11 protein-coding genes are annotated in these 15,734 nt (G+C 52.9%); 7 read left to right on the top strand and 4 right to left on the bottom strand.

What is annotated here, in order from left to right; all coding sequences use genetic code 11:
• Positions 1 to 254 precede the first annotated feature (254 nt).
• The 3 genes from ACRRUX_RS20100 (at position 255) to ACRRUX_RS20090 (ending at position 7,173) form a co-directional block, all read left to right on the top strand.
• Positions 255 to 4,001, top strand: coding sequence for a response regulator (locus ACRRUX_RS20100; RefSeq protein ID WP_432533966.1), 3,747 nt, complete (start codon positions 255 to 257; stop codon positions 3,999 to 4,001).
• Positions 4,002 to 4,126: 125 nt separating this feature from the next.
• Positions 4,127 to 6,514: a zinc-dependent metalloprotease gene (locus tag ACRRUX_RS20095; protein ID WP_432533964.1), complete on the top strand. Its 2,388-nt coding sequence runs from the start codon at positions 4,127 to 4,129 to the stop codon at positions 6,512 to 6,514.
• Between the two features lie 143 nt (positions 6,515 to 6,657).
• Positions 6,658 to 7,173 carry a GNAT family N-acetyltransferase gene (locus ACRRUX_RS20090; protein WP_432533962.1) on the top strand — a complete coding sequence of 172 codons (516 nt, stop codon included), beginning with the start codon at positions 6,658 to 6,660 and terminating at the stop codon, positions 7,171 to 7,173.
• Positions 7,174 to 7,568: 395 nt separating this feature from the next.
• Here the strand turns inward: ACRRUX_RS20090 and ACRRUX_RS20085 are convergent, their stop codons facing one another.
• Positions 7,569 to 8,945 carry an MATE family efflux transporter gene (locus tag ACRRUX_RS20085; protein WP_432533960.1) on the bottom strand — a complete coding sequence of 459 codons (1,377 nt, stop codon included), beginning with the start codon at positions 8,943 to 8,945 and terminating at the stop codon, positions 7,569 to 7,571.
• A 312-nt stretch (positions 8,946 to 9,257) separates the two neighbouring features.
• Here ACRRUX_RS20085 and ACRRUX_RS20080 point away from each other — a divergent pair, with 312 nt between their 5' ends.
• The 4 genes from ACRRUX_RS20080 to ACRRUX_RS20065 all read left to right on the top strand — a co-directional run bounded on the left by ACRRUX_RS20080 (position 9,258) and on the right by ACRRUX_RS20065 (position 13,652).
• Positions 9,258 to 9,548 (top strand): co-chaperone GroES, encoded by a 291-nt coding sequence (locus ACRRUX_RS20080; RefSeq protein WP_432533958.1) that lies wholly within the window; start codon positions 9,258 to 9,260, stop codon positions 9,546 to 9,548.
• A 47-nt stretch (positions 9,549 to 9,595) separates the two neighbouring features.
• Positions 9,596 to 11,242: a chaperonin GroEL gene (groL, locus tag ACRRUX_RS20075; protein ID WP_432533956.1), complete on the top strand. Its 1,647-nt coding sequence runs from the start codon at positions 9,596 to 9,598 to the stop codon at positions 11,240 to 11,242.
• Between the two features lie 791 nt (positions 11,243 to 12,033).
• A complete protein-coding gene (locus ACRRUX_RS20070) occupies positions 12,034 to 12,801 on the top strand; it encodes a hypothetical protein (RefSeq protein ID WP_432533954.1) in 768 nt (255 codons plus the stop codon).
• Between the two features lie 629 nt (positions 12,802 to 13,430).
• A complete protein-coding gene (locus ACRRUX_RS20065; RefSeq protein ID WP_432533952.1) occupies positions 13,431 to 13,652 on the top strand; it encodes a DUF2188 domain-containing protein in 222 nt (73 codons plus the stop codon).
• A gap of 259 nt (positions 13,653 to 13,911) precedes the next feature.
• Here ACRRUX_RS20065 and ACRRUX_RS20060 read toward each other — a convergent pair whose 3' ends face one another.
• From ACRRUX_RS20060 to ACRRUX_RS20050, 3 genes are all read right to left on the bottom strand, one after another.
• A complete protein-coding gene (locus ACRRUX_RS20060) occupies positions 13,912 to 14,313 on the bottom strand; it encodes a hypothetical protein (protein ID WP_432533950.1) in 402 nt (133 codons plus the stop codon).
• A gap of 99 nt (positions 14,314 to 14,412) precedes the next feature.
• The gene (locus ACRRUX_RS20055; protein WP_432533948.1) at positions 14,413 to 14,925 is read right to left on the bottom strand and encodes a hypothetical protein; all 513 of its coding nucleotides are present in this window, start codon (positions 14,923 to 14,925) and stop codon (positions 14,413 to 14,415) included.
• On the bottom strand, positions 14,916 to 15,734 hold an 819-nt coding region (locus tag ACRRUX_RS20050; RefSeq protein ID WP_432533946.1), incomplete at its 5' end, for a hypothetical protein. The genes ACRRUX_RS20055 and ACRRUX_RS20050, both read right to left, overlap by 10 nt.

Raw genomic sequence — 15,734 nt, 5'->3', positions numbered from 1 at the left:
AATCACAACACCTAGCAGCGGCTGAAGCCCAAGTGGGTATGATGATCTGGGCAGTAACCATTGAAAAGTGAAGTGCCAACTGTGGGCACTGGATTTCAGGTGACTGCAGGTCGCCATCCTTACAACACCGATACGTCAGTATCGAAATTTGTCCCCACCTGCGGCAACAACCGCAAACCAAAGCAAAGGGATACTCAACACCTGCCCGGCTTGCTATCATCGCTGCATGTCCTTGATCCATTACCAGGTTATTGATGAAATCCGGCGAGCAGGATTTTCAACTGAAATCCCCCATTCTTAAAAATTACAACCGGGCAGTGTTCTACACCTATATCGGGGTGATCGTGATGGCGCTGTTTACTGCCTGGATCGATTTCGACCGGGGGCGTGCGCAGAACGCGGTGCAGCGTAAGGAAGAAGTCGCCCGTCATGTGATGCAAATAGACCTGTTGCTGGAAGCCGGCATACGCGCGGTAAAGAGTCTGCGTAATGTGGCGGTGGATCACCTGAGATTGGGCGAGATGGTGCGTCAGGACAGCCTGCCCAAGTACGAAAAATTTCACGAAAATGGCCAGTATTTCACTCTGGAACCCAGTTTTGCCCAGAGTGGTCAGCCATTTACCAATATGGGCCGGATTACCGGCGCCGGCTCGCTGGATGGCCGCAGCGACAAGTTCTATCAGGAACTGGAGATGCTGTTTGAGCTGTCTTTATCCTTCCCTGTCGCCATGGAAGCCGTGCCCAAGGCATCGGCGATTTACTATATCTCCAAGCGACGGATGATGTCCTATTATCCCTGGCCCCAGGATGAACAACGGTTTCGGGAGGAACTGCTCAACAAGAAGCAATTCCAGCTGGCTACTCCGGCGATGAACCCGCAGCGCAGCGTGTTCTGGAGCGAAGCCTATGTTGACAGCGCCAAGGGGCTGGTGACCACTCTGGGTGTGCCTGTGTATCTGCAGGATGAGTTTATCGGCTCCATCAATCTGGATATGACGCTGGCGTCCCTGACCCGCCAAATCCGCATGTATTTCAAAATGCCGGGTACGGTTATCCTGCTGGATCAGAACAACAATATTCTGTCACACAGCGATTATGACGATTCCTCGGTCAGCCGGGTTTACCACTTAAGCCAGCGCCTGCCGGCGCCGCTGCATTCACTGACCGAGCATGAGCTGTTTGAAGCCAGTCAGGGCATGGTGCGCAATGGTTACTATATCCATTCGGTGGCACTGCAGAATGCGCCCTGGCGTCTGGTTTATATCCAGAGTGAAGAGGAGCTCAACAAAACCTCCTGGGAAAAGCTGGAGATGACCTTCCTGCTGGTGGTGATTGCGCTGTCGGTATTGGTGACCATAGTACACTGGCAGACCCGTCGCTCCTTCGTGACGCCCGCCTCCAAGTTGCTGGCGCATTTGGAAGGCTGTTCCATTTCACCGCGTAAGCCACCGGAGCGGATCACGCCCGGATGGGAGCCCTGGTTCCATCTGATCAGCCGTATCTTTGAGGAAAACCAGCAGTACACCATGCACCTGTCGGAGCAGAACAAGCGGCTGGATAAGCTGGTGGCCCGCCGTACCGAGCGATTAAAAGAGACCACTGAGCGGCGTGAACGCGAGTATGCGCTGTTGCGTTCTTTGCTGGATTCCATCCCGGAAGCCATTGTGTTTAAAGATAAAGATGGTCGCTATCTGGGCTGTAACAAGGCCGCCGAGCGGATGCTGGGTTACACCGAAAGTGAAATGATAGGTCTGTCTGCGTTTGAGTTGTCATCGCCTGAGCAGGCTGAGCGCATCAAGGCTGAGGATGAGCAGGTATTGCGTGAGCGACTGCCGCTCAAGTATCAGGAGAAGGTAGAGCTGGCCGGTAAACCTGTGCTGCTCGATGCCCTCAAGATGCCGTTCTACAACCGTCGCGGTGAACTGCTGGGCTTGATTGCCGTGTGGCGAGATGTCACCCGCGAGTACGAGTCAGCCGAGCAGCTGCGCTTGTCGGAGCAGCGTTACCATCTGGCGATGGACGCAGTGGAAGATGGTCTGTGGGACTGGTATCTGGACTCAGAGCAGATCATCTGCAACCCGGCCTATTACTCCATGCTGGGTTACCGTCCCAATGAGTTCCCGGCGCTGCTGTCCACCATAGATGGGCTGATCCACCCTGACGATCGTCAGCGGGTTGAGGAGTACCGCGAGCAGTATCTGGCCAATCCGGTGGATACCTACGAGATTGAGTTCAGGCTCAAGGGTAAAACCGGTCAGTATCACTGGATCCTGTCCCGTGGCCGGGTGGTGGAATTCACCGGCGACAACCAGCCCAAGCGTATGGTGGGAACCCACAAAGACATTACCCGCCAGAAACTGAACGAGGGCGCTCTGCTGGAAGCCAAGCAGGATGCGGAGCTGGCTAACCTGTACAAGAGTGAATTCCTGGCCAATATGAGCCATGAAATCCGTACCCCGATGAACGCCATTATCGGCATGCTGCAGCTGGCAGGACGCACCACTCTGACCGCTCAGCAGCAGGACTATCTGGACAAGGCCAGCTTCTCGGCGCAGTCGTTGTTGCGCATCATCAACGACATTCTCGATTTCTCCAAAATTGAGGCCGGTAAGCTGGAGCTGGAAAAGGTCGAGTTCCCGCTGGATAAGGTGCTGGATCATGCGCTGGATCTGAACGCCATTCGCGCCCAGGAACAGGGAGTGGAGTTGCTGTTGTACGCGCCGGTGACTGCCGGACTGATGCTCAAGGGCGATCCTTTGCGTCTGGGACAGGTGCTTATCAATCTGTTGTCCAATGCGGTCAAGTTCACCCAGAAGGGCGAAGTGGAGCTGGGCTGTGAGGATTTGGGCGAGCGGGATAATCGCATCACCCTCAAATTCTGGGTGCGGGATACCGGCATAGGCATCAGCAAGGAGCAGCAGGTCAAGCTGTTCGATGCCTTCTCCCAGGCCGATGGTTCAACTACCCGCAAATATGGCGGCACCGGCCTTGGGTTGTCCATCAGCCGTCACCTGGTGACCATGATGGGGGGCAAGATGCAGGTGACCAGTGAACCGGGCAAAGGCTCGACCTTCAGCTTTACCATCAGCATGGAGCTGGCGGAAGAAGCCAAGGCTCCTGAGTATGTGGTGCCCGAGCGGCTGACCCGGCTGCGCACGCTGGTGGTGGACGATAACCCCAGCGCCCTGCAGATCTATTCGACGTTGATGCGTGACTTCCATTTTGATGTGAGTACCGCCGCCAGCGGCAAAGAGGCGCTGTATAAGTTGCAGCAGGCACCGGTGGATCTGATCCTGATGGACTGGATGATGCCTGAGATGGATGGCGTGCAGGTGGTGGCGCAAATCGATGCGCTGATGGCGTCCGGCAAGCTGGATAAGCGGCCGGTGATCATCATGATGACAGCCTATGGTGCCGAGCCTCTGCAGCAACAACTGGAAGAACATCAGGTATTTGCCCTGTTGCAGAAACCCTTTAAAGCCTCTGCTCTGTACGACGAGATCATGGCGGCATTCAGGCCTGAGACCGAAGGTCGGGTGATTGATGCCAAGCCTGACTCCAGCCACAGTGAGCAGGCCGGGCCCGCCGCCGGTGAGTCTGAAGATGCTGCAGGCAAGGGACTGGTGTTGCTGGTGGAAGATAACTTCATCAACCAGCAGGTGGCGTCCGAGCTGCTCAAGAGTGGGGGCTATGAAGTGGTGGTGGCCGGGAATGGTCAGGAATCACTGGATATGATCGACAGCCAGCCATTCGATGCGGTGCTGATGGATATTCAGATGCCGGTCATGGATGGTCTCACCGCGACGGCAGAGCTGCGTAAACGCTATACCTCTGAGCAACTGCCGATTATCGCCATGACAGCCCACGCCATGACAGGCGATCGGGAAAAGAGTCTGGCGGCCGGTATGAATGCTCATATCACCAAGCCTATCGAACTTAAGGAGTTGTTCGAGACACTGGAGAAATGGGTTGGTTACAAACGGCAACATCAATCTGACTGATTGAGTGGCCTGCGGCCATACAAAATTGTATACAAATCCTGTAGAGTGGCTGGTCAATGATCCGCCACTTTTTTTGCGACAGACCTCAGGAAAGTTGCATCTCAAATCCAAGAAGGGAGCAGGGAATGAAACTCCACCATCTGGCTTTGGCCGTCGGCCTGAGCCTTGCCAGCCTCAATGTTATCGCCGTTGACAGTCAGGACATCATTAAACAAAGTCGCGCCGCCGATGGCTTTCTCGATCTGAAATATCATGAAAACACGGGCGAGGTGTATCTGCAGGTCGATGCTGCGCTGCTCAACCAGCCGATGATCCTGATGACCAGTTTGCCCCATGGTGTTGGCTCCAATGACATCGGGCTGGATCGCGGGCAATTGGGCAATACCCGGCTGGTGCAGTTTGAGCGGATGGGGCCTTTCATTATCCTAAGACAGCTCAATACCAGCTATCGCGCCGGTACTGACAACGCGGCCGAGCAGCGCGCCGTGCGCGAGGCCTTCGCCGAGTCGGTATTATGGAAAGGCAAACTGCTGCCGGGAGAGGCGCCGCTGGTGCCTATCAATCAGTTGGTGATCAACGATCTGCATGGCGTGAGTGATACTCTGGCAGCCACCAATCAGGGCAGCTATCAGCTGCAGCCTGAGTTGTCGCTGGTGCTGCCTGACGGCGTCAAATCCTTTGAAAAAAACACTGATGTGGATGTGCTGCTGAGTTTTACTGCTGATAAGGCCGGGCCGCAGGTGGCGGAAGTCACCCCGGATGGCAAAACCCTGTCGGTGCGCATGCGTTACTCTTTTGTGGCGCTGCCTGAGCCCGGCTATCAGCCGCGGGCGTATCATCCCAATTCAGGCTATCTGTCAGACTCCTATCTGGATTACGCCACGGCTGTGGATGAGCCGGTGCGCCGCCACCATCTGCTGCGCCATCGGCTGCAGAAGGTCAAACCCGGCGCGGCCCCCAGTGAGGTGATCAAGCCCATTACCTACTATCTTGACCCGGGCGTGCCAGAGCCTGTACGCAGTGCGCTGCTCGATGGCGGCCGCTGGTGGGGGGCTGCCTTTACCCAGGCCGGATTTATCAATGGTTTCAGGGTTGAATTGTTGCCGGAAGATGCCGATCCCCAGGATGTGCGCTACAACGTGATCCAGTGGGTGCACCGGGCGACCCGGGGCTGGTCCTATGGCGCGGCGGTGACCGATCCGCGCACCGGCGAAATCATCAAGGGGCATGTCACTCTGGGCAGCCAGCGGGTGCGTCAGGATTATCTTATCGCCCGCGGTTTGACCGCCGGCTGGGAAGACCGCCAGGCTGCCAGCGATGCTGCCATGGCGCTGTCACTGGCGCGTATCCGGCAGCTGTCAGCCCATGAAATCGGGCATACGCTGGGGCTGGATCATAACTTTGCCGCTTCCACCAATGAGGATGCCTCGGTGATGGATTATCCGCACCCCAAGGCGACTCTCAATGGCGAGCGGATTGATATCAGCCAGCCTTACACCACAGGTGTCGGCCCCTGGGATAAATTCACCATCGCCTATGGCTACGGTGAGTTTGACAGCCCGGCGCAAATGCAGAAGCTGATGGACCGGGTGCAGAATCTGGGGCTGCGTTACATTGGGGAGTCGGATTCCCGCGATCCGGGTGCCGCCCATGCCTACGCCAGTTTGTGGGACAACGGTGATGATCCCGTGGCTGAGCTTAACCGGCTGGCGCAGGTGCGGGCAGCGGCTATCGACAACTTCAACGGCCAGGCACTGCTCAGTGAGCAGCCCTCCGGCGAGCTGGCGGATCTGTTTGTGCCCATTTATCTGCTGACACGTTATCAGATCACCGCGGCGGCCAAAGTGCTGGGCGGCGTCGATTACAGCTTCCAGCAGGGCAATGGCGGCAGCTGGCACTATCTGGCACCGGAAACCCAGGAAGCTGCGCTGGACGCCTTGCTGGCACAGCTGCAGCCACAGGCACTGGTGATCCCATCCCAGGTGCAGGAGCAGCTGGTGCCCAAGTCCGGTAACTATGGCCGTACCCGCGAGAGCTTCCCCTCCAATCTGGGCGCCGTGGTCGACAGTATGGCGATGGCCGAGGTGATGAGCAGGCATATTCTGACAGTGATGCTGCAAAGCGAGCGGCTTAACCGTATCAGTCAGGCGTCATTGCAGGACCGGGAACAGATGACAATACGCAAGCTGCTGGATCGGCTGGTGGGCCAGACTCTGTACCGGGAACCGGCACAGGGTGCCGAGCAGGCGGTGTGGATGCGGGCCAATGCCGTCATTATCGATGCGATGCTGGCGGCGCTGCATCAGGATGCCACCATTGCGGCGGCCAAGGCAGATATCAAAGCCAAACTCAGGGAAGTGGAAGAGCAGTTGCAGCGCCGCGCTAAGCGCAGCAGCGATACCCTGTCGGCGCACTATCAGTATCTGGCCGATGGCATCAATGCCGGACTGGAGGACAGCAGTAAGCGTTTGATTGCCAAACCGCTGCCCATGCCGCCAGGGTCGCCGATTTAATCTGACCATGTGGTGACCGATGTGATCGCGCTGCACCGAACCCCAAGGGCACCACAGGATCGCTGGAGTATGGTTTGATGGTGTTTGTTCGCGCCCTTGGTGTTGTTGATGACTGAACTGCGTGCGGTTAATCAGGTGGCACAATGACATATGAATTCACGACCGGCAGACTGACTGTCATCGACTGGCGTCAGGCGCTGCAGATTTGTGGTGAGAGCTTCTATCGGCAATTACTGGCACTGCTGACACCCCGGGTCACCCAGGCCCTGCCTGACTGCTGGCAGGGGGTGAGTGCCGCCACGATTGAGTCCTGGTTTGCACAGCGCGCGGCCGAAGGGGAAATCCTGACCCTGCTGTCGCCAGAGAGTCACGATCTTGTCGGCTTGCTGTTGCTGTTTGCGGATGAGCGCGCGGATGCGAGTGCGTCCGCTGCCACGCTGCATATCGGCTATCTACTGGGGGAAGCTTTTCAGGGCAAAGGACTGGCCAAAGAGCTATTGCAGGGGTTGATCGACCATTGCCGGGCGCTGGGCACTGTCGGGGCATTGGTCGGCGGCGTCGAGGCGGCCAATCAGGCATCACGGCATCTGCTGGAAGTGTGCGGCTTTGGCATTCAGTCGCAAAACCGGGAACACCTCTTTTATCAACTTCAGCTTTGATGGCGTTACCCGCGACAGCAGTCAGGCGAGCGATGCTCCCGCTTCACGCCAGCACTCCGGGATAGCACACTGGGGCGCCGCCTTGCGATCTGCTTTTTATACCAATTTCATTTAATAGTTGATCTGTTTCAGCGGGAGTTCAATGCACTTGAGACAAGGCGAGTCGGCGAAGTCATAGTGGTGCTATGTCAAGACGACTTAACGCGGTATCAAGTGCATTGAAACCCGCACTGTGTGAGCGTGTCAGGCATCCTGCTTCTATGTTGCATTGCTCTCAAAGGGAACCACCCTTAGTCAATCAATGCGCCTTGAATCAGAATCCCTGACACGCTCTGAATTGATCAAACTATTAATGAAGTTGGTATTAAACCTCAGTCTTAGCGGTTCAGCTTACCTTAAATGGCTTCGCCGTGTTCACTCAGATGGCCGGTGCTGCGCTTTTGCGGCTCGGTCAGCTTGCGGGCGAGCAGGTAGCAGACAATCCCCATGATGGTATTGGTGACGGGCAGCGCCAGCATCAGTCCGCCGACACCGGCAACTACTGAGCCCAGCCAGGCCAGTGGCAGCATAATCAGAAACAGCCTGCACAGGTTGAGCGCCAGCGAGGCCATGGGTCTGTGGTAGGCGTTGAGCGCAGTGGCCAGCAAAATCACCATTCCCAGCGGACCATAGGCGGCGGGCAGGGCAAGGATATAGAAATCCAGATACTGCAGCACCTGAGGATCTGTGCTGAACAGTGCGGCAATCTGCTGATGCAGCAGCGCCACAGGAATGTACACCAGCGTCTGGAATATCAGCACAAACCTGAGCGACATCATCAGCGCATGATGGGCGCGTTCACGCTGACCGGCCCCCAGATTCTGGGCGATAAAGGGCACCAGCGAGGAAGACAGCGCCATCACCCCGATCAGCAGAATCGACTCCAGCCTGACACCGGCACCAAAGGCGGCCACCGCTTCATAATCGATGCGCGCCAACATGGCCATCAGCAGTGCATTGGCCAACGGGTTTATCAGGTTCATCAGCGCCGCGGGCTGGGCGATATGCGCCAGCTGCTTCCAGTTGCGGCGCATGCGCGACAATGACAGTGACGCCAGTACCAGCATATGACGTTTGATGATCAGCAGATAAGCCGACAGCGACATGGCCACAATCCAGGCCAGCAGCGAGGCAATCGCGGCGCCCTGAATGCCCATGGCGGGAATGGGGCCAAAGCCGAAAATCAGTATCGGGTCGAGTACCAGGTTGATAAGCGAAGCCAGTGCCATGATTTTGGCCGGTGAGCGGGTATCGCCGGTGGCCCGTAGCCCCTGGTTGCCGACCATCATCAGTACCAAAAGCGGGCTGCCCAGATACCAGATCACCATATAGTCATGAATAAGCGGCAGAGTATAAGGCGCAGCGCCCATCAGCGAGAACAGCGGATCAATGCAGAAGGAACCCAGCACCGCCATTGACCAGAGCACCAGCAAGGTCAGCAGCAGCGCATCGTGCAGAAACAGTTTGGCTTCGGGGGCATGGCCGCTGCCAATCAGTCGGCCAAGATTGGTCGACACCCCGGCACCGATGCCGATGGCGATGCTGGTGATCACCAGCGTCACGGGAAAGGTAAAACTGATGGCCGACAGCGCATCTGTGCCCAGTTGGCTGATGAAATAGGTGTCGACCAGATTGAAGCCCAGTACTGTGAGGATACCGACCAGGTTGGGCAGGCTCATATTCAGCAATACACGGCCGATTGGCGCGCTCAGCAACCCGTGTTTGTCTCTCATAAATCCTGTCAGCCATCCTCTTGAAGGGCGGGATTTTATCAGGAAGCGTCAGACATTAGGAAGGCATGAATCACAGAGCGGGAACATATCCTGCGGCGAAAAATCAAACGACTGGCGGCAACAGCCAGTTTTTCCTGCTGAACAACCGGGCTGAGGTAAAAATTTTCAAATTTTTTTAGTCGGGGCACTTGGATCTGAAATCCCTGTCCCCATATTGAATTCAACCGGCGAATTTTGAGCTCTGCTCTTCGCCAAGACCATGAAAACCGCCACGTTTGTTGGGCAAAAAGGAATCATTAGGAGAATCCATCAATGAATATTCGTCCACTACATGACCGCGTGATTGTTAAGCGTATGGAAGTTGAATCAACATCAGCGGGTGGGATCGTGCTGACCGGCAGCGCCGCTGAAAAATCAACTCGCGGTGAAGTTCTGGCTGTAGGTAATGGCCGAATCCTGGAAAATGGCAGCATCCGTCCACTGGATGTCAAAGTTGGCGACGTAGTGATCTTCAACGAAGGTTACGGCGTCAAGAAAGAAAAAATCGACGGTCAGGAAGTCCTGATCCTGTCTGAAGCCGATGTGATGGCTGTGGTGGAATAACCCACCGTCTTATCCACTCAAGTTTAAGAAATTAAAGGAAAAGAGAAATGGCAGCTAAAGAAGTCAAATTCGGAAATGATGCTCGCGTAAAAATGCTGGCTGGTGTGAACATTCTGGCCAACGCAGTAAAAGTGACCCTGGGCCCTAAAGGCCGTAATGTTGTGCTGGACAAGAGCTTCGGCGCACCACTGATCACCAAAGACGGTGTATCCGTAGCCAAAGAGATCGAGCTGGAAGACAAGTTCGAAAACATGGGCGCGCAAATGGTGAAGGAAGTGGCTTCCAAGGCCAACGACGCCGCCGGTGACGGTACCACCACTGCCACCGTACTGGCTCAGGCAATCGTTAACGAAGGTCTGAAGGCCGTTGCCGCCGGTATGAACCCAATGGATCTGAAGCGCGGTATCGACAAAGCCGTTATCGCTGCTGTTGAAGAGCTGAAAGCCCTGTCTCAGGACTGTGCTGACTCCAAGGCTATCGCTCAGGTAGGTACTATCTCTGCCAACTCCGATGAGTCTATCGGCCAGATCATCGCCACTGCGATGGAAAAAGTGGGCAAAGAAGGCGTGATCACCGTTGAAGAAGGCACTGCGCTGGAAAACGAACTGGACGTGGTTGAAGGTATGCAGTTTGACCGCGGTTACCTGTCTCCATACTTCATCAACAAGCCAGAAACCGGCACTGTTGAACTGGACAGCCCATTCGTACTGCTGGTAGACAAAAAGATCTCCAACATCCGCGAATTGCTGCCAATCCTGGAAGGTCTGGCCAAGACCGGCAAGCCACTGCTGATCGTCGCTGAAGACGTTGAAGGCGAAGCCCTGGCCACTCTGGTAGTGAACAACATGCGCGGTATCGTGAAGGTTGCTGCCGTTAAGGCGCCAGGTTTCGGTGACCGTCGTAAGGCCATGCTGCAGGATATCGCTATCCTGACCGGTGGTACTGTGATTGCTGAAGAGATTGGTCTGGAGCTGGAAAAAGCCACTCTGGAAGATCTGGGCACCGCCAAGCGCGTAGTGATCAGCAAAGACAACACCACCATCATCGATGGCAACGGTGAAGAAGAGCAGATCAAAGCCCGTGTTGCGCAAATCAAGCAGCAGGTTGAAGAATCCACTTCTGACTACGACAAAGAAAAACTGCAGGAGCGTATGGCCAAGCTGGCTGGCGGTGTTGCAGTCATCAAAGTCGGTGCTGCCACCGAAGTTGAAATGAAAGAGAAGAAAGCCCGTGTTGACGATGCCCTGCATGCAACCCGCGCTGCCGTTGAAGAAGGCGTGGTTGCCGGTGGTGGTGTAGCCCTGGTGCGCGCAGCCTCCAAGATTGGTGACATCGCCGTCGACAACGAAGATCAGAAGCACGGTGTGGTTATTGCTCTGCGTGCGATGGAAGCGCCACTGCGTCAAATCGCGACCAACGCCGGTGAAGAAGCCTCTGTGGTTGCCAACAATGTGAAGAACGGCTCTGGTAACTATGGTTACAACGCCGGTAACGACACCTACGGCGACATGCTGGAAATGGGTATTCTGGACCCAACCAAGGTTACCCGCAGCGCACTGCAGTTCGCCGCTTCTGTTGCTGGTCTGATGATCACCACCGAAGCCATGGTCGCTGAGCTGCCAAAAGACGATGCAGCCGATATGGGTGGCATGGGCGGTGGTATGGGTGGTATGGGCGGAATGGGTATGATGTAATTTTGCTGGCCTAAATCGGTGATAGCTGCGTCACTTCATCACTCGTTTAGACAGCTAAACGTCGCGCTGAAGTGACTTGCTCTAACCCGATTTATTCTGCGCAAAATGCATACCCGGCCTAAGCCCTAAAGCTTAAAGCCAAAAGAAACCCCGAGACTGGAAACAGTGTCGGGGTTTTGTTTTATTCGCTGAAAGGAAAAGGCCCACGCATCGAGCGTGGGCCTTTTCCATCTGGTGTCAGCTGTTTTGTTTGGTGTTGGGAAGTGGGATTGGAATGGCTTCCGGCTTTGGTGTTGTCCATTGCCTGCCGCTGGGATAGGCAGGATGCCTGAATGCCGAGAAGGACATGGATGTCCGAGAACGGCCTTATGCATATGCACCTCAGTGACACGCTGTGCTATCTCGAATAGATCGGTCCCTGTAAGCTCGGCGCCAACATCCATGTTGGCGACGGTCACTGATGCGCATATGCCGGGTTATTTGGTGTAATCTGCGAGTGAAGTGTTGTGGCTGTCCTCACTCTTACTCTCTTGCGAATAGATGGGTCCCTGTAGACTTCGTTTTGGCAAATTCATAAGCGACGAATATTCGCCATGCTGTCGTTTGCCACTGATGCGCCCAAGTCGGATCATTTGTAGGTGATGTTCGAGACCCAGATAGTTACTGATATCTAGGCTTTTAGTGTTATCGATTTTCTATTCACCAACAGGTATTGTAAGTTCAATAAGTGCAAGTTGATTGGCTGCAATTTCTTTCATTGTTCGGTGAGTTAATCGTTAAAATGGAATTTTATGAGAAAAATACTATACGTTTTAGCTTTTTTTTGTTTTGTCTCTAACTATTCCATAGCCAAAGATGTGGACCATTTAGGTGGCTACAGGCTCATTGTTACCAGTGGCTTAGACTCAAAAGGGTTACCTATCGATGAAATTGACTCGGTAACGATGGACGATAGTCGGTTTTACATAATTTCGTATTGGAACTTGCCTGCTGGAACATATCGTTATAGTTGCATAATATATGATGGCGAACAAAATATTGTTAGTTCACAGCATAATATATATGAATCTGATGGTGATAACTCTTATTTTTGGTGCTCTCACCAACTGGACAAAAGAACAGAAGTACCGGGTGAATGGTATGCGGAAATGGGTGTAGAAGGTTTTGGGTATGTAGAAACCTATTTCACAGTACCAAAGGATGACATTAGAAGTCTACTCACTGGTAATTGGGATTGGGCTGAGGCAGAAGATTCGTGTACACCAGAAAATTTTATAACTATTTCATTCAATGATATTGGTAATAAAATGTATCATAATACTGAGACCGGAATGAAATTATCGACCAGTGAGAAAGCATATACTAGCCTGGTTTATTCTATCGTTGCAGAAGGTGATAGGTTTCTGAGGACATTGGTTGTTAACGAAACTCAGAAAGATGAAGAAGGGGATATGTTTCTGTGGGATCTGGTGCTGACTGATAATAATTCTTTTTGTTGGAAAAGTTCAGAGTGGCCAGATGGCCACTGTACAGAAAAACTAGTTAGATGTAAGAATTAAACCGAAGAAGGTAGTTTGCAGTGGTTCAGAATTCTGGCTGGTTTACAGTGAGTCATGATGACTTGGTTCGTCAGTTAAACGTCGATGTAAAACGCCTTGTTCTAACCCGATTTATTCTGCGCAAAATGCATACCCGGCCTAAGCCCTAAAGCTTAAAGCCAAAAGAAACCCCGAGACTGGAAACAGTGTCGGGGTTTTCTGTATTCGCTGAAAGGAAAAGGCCCACGCATCGAGCGTGGGCCTTTTCCATTTGGTGTGGGCTGATTTGTTTGGTGTTGGGAAGTGGTTTGGAATGGCTTCCGGCTTTGGTGTTGTCCATTGCCTGCCGCTGGGATAGGCAGGATGCCTGAATGCCGAGAAGGACATGGATGTCCGAGAACGGCCTTATGCATATGCACCTCAATGACACGCTGTGAATACTTCCGTGTAAGCGCGGCGCCAGCATCCATGCTGTCGACGGTCACTGATGTGCATATGCCGGGTTATTTGGTGTAATCTGCGAGTGAAGTGTTGTGGCTGTCCCCACTCTTTATATAAATAAACGCAATAAAAACATGTGGTAACCCTTGTTTTGTTCAATGTTTGCCCCCATGTAATTAGTGTCCAACAACACTGTAAGGAGGTGAACGATGGGCAAAAACCAACATGTAGTAAAACGTCCTGATGGATGGGCTGTACGCGGTGAGGGTAACTCTAGAGATACTTCACATCACCGTACTCAAGAAGAAGCTAGGCAGGCTGCTCGTGGTATCGCGCAGAACCAGAAAAGCGAGGTTGTAATCCATGGCCGTGATGGTCGGATTAGGGATAAAGACTCGTATGGTAACGATCCGTTTCCCCCGAAGGGATAACGTTACTGGCGCGATTAGCCTGAAAGATGTAAACCCCAGATTTGTCTGGGGTTTTGCTTTTTGGGGTCTTAGTCTGAGCAAGAAGCTAGGGAGGCAATTGTGCGGCAAAGAGGTTTGGGTGTCCTGTCTCCATGATGAAGTAGTTCCGAATTCAGGCATCGTACTATTCTCCCCAAACGAAAACGCCCCGACGACTGCCAGGGCTCTAAACGGTATAAACCGCATTATGGATGAAATAATAAACAATACAGGTACAGAGTCAACCTATTGTCATGAACGCAACCAACAGCGAACCAATGGATACAACACAAGAAATTATCGCCACCCATAAGGCGTAATTCGACTTCCTGTCGGCCCTAATCGCTACCTGCAGTGATTGGTAATTGAGATAGGCAAAGTAAGCGTCTGCAGTAAGCTCCCACCTTCCGGTTTTCCAGTGAGAGTTTGCATTGTCTACAGTCGTTAACTCAACCAGCGACTTTTCCCCTTCTGGCTCCAAACACACTTGGCGAAATATCTGAGCCACTTTGTACAATTCGGCTCCGTTAAGAGCATTGGCAGCATCTCCAACGCTATACGATTCACCCCGCCGACTGAGGATATACTCTACGACTCGGAGGACACTGCTGCTCTCCACATTCAGCTCTTTATTGGTATTCATCGTTCATCCATGACATATCCGACAATTGTGACTGCAGTTTACTGAGTATTTCGAATAAAAAAAGGACAGCCTTGGCTGCCCTTCTTTCAAGGTTACTGCTTACTCTTGCCAGCAGCTTGGTGCAATGACATGGTCCTTCAGCAGAAAGGGGGAAGACACATCAATAATCACAATATCACCATTCTCTTTGATTGCTTGTGAAGTAAATCCAAACGAAACGATAGCGTTTCGAGTCTTATCAATGGACCCTGTTAGTATTTCGTCGAAGTCAATCAGGTGCTCGACCGATTCACCCGGTCCAAAAACGGCATAGCGCTCTAATTTCCCATGTGAATTTGTGGCACCCATGATTTTGAGTGGTACCTCTTCAAAGTCGGAAGTATACAGGTCAACTCCAGCGCTGAAGGGATCGAACATAGCTGACTCGATGAGACTGGGATCGACCAAGAGCTTGCCCTCAGAAACATTGGTGTATACAAGTTTTACCTGCGCATCACCATTGCAGACAGGTAACATATCAATGGAAACCAAGCTCTCATCTGTGACAATTTGTGCCCCAAAAGAGCAGGCTGAGACTAGTAAGCAACCAAGTACAATTCCTCTTAGATACATTTTACAGCCTCCATCATCCACATTAAATTGAAGGGGTCTTTTGTCATTCGCTCAAACATGAGTGCAGGGTTTATACTCGGATCTTGCATTCTTAGCGCATTGTAATTAGCAATAGCCTTCTCAAACTTCTTTTGTCTGTCATTTAATTCCATATTATCAGGATGTCTCCCTCCAACATCATGATAAGTCTCATGAATGATCGTATCCCTCAAGTCTCGAGAATTCGCTTCAAAATTAGCAGGATAATATGGGTAACTTATTTCTCGCTCATTGTACAGAATATCTGCGACACCTGAATCAGATGACTTACAGTGAATTCCCACAAAATCCCCGTTGCGAATAGCAGCTACCCCGTCAGCAACTAGATACCTGATTTTGGGATCACCGCTTAGATCACTGGCGGCACTCTGGAGCTTTGGCTTAATGACATCAATCCGACTCAGAATAGAACCAGACAATTGGACAAAGTGAGGGTGGGTATAATCCGGCATGCCCATCAATGTTGCCAAGCCATTCAACTGGCAACCATTCGCAGCACTTGGATTACGCAGCACTGCCTCCATCGACTCTAGGAGTTCCAACGCCTTGCTCGTCGCAGTCTTAATCGCGTTTTCATCATCTGTGGAAGGCAGGTAAGCATCGAACTCACATGCGGTAGGCACTTTCACGCGCTGTTTGATTTTGTCGGCTGGGTTGTAGCAGCGATCGACTTCTCCATCGCCATCAATGTCATAAGAGTCCATATATGGGTATAGGTCTATATCACATCCTTTAACAAACGACGTAATGCGCCCTCTATAAGTACCAAT

It is taken from the genome of Shewanella sp. GXUN23E (assembly GCF_050865035.1).
GTDB lineage: Bacteria > Pseudomonadota > Gammaproteobacteria > Enterobacterales > Shewanellaceae > Shewanella.
The sequence above is the reverse complement of the archived record's forward strand: the minus strand, read 5'-3'. Positions and strand labels throughout refer to the sequence as shown.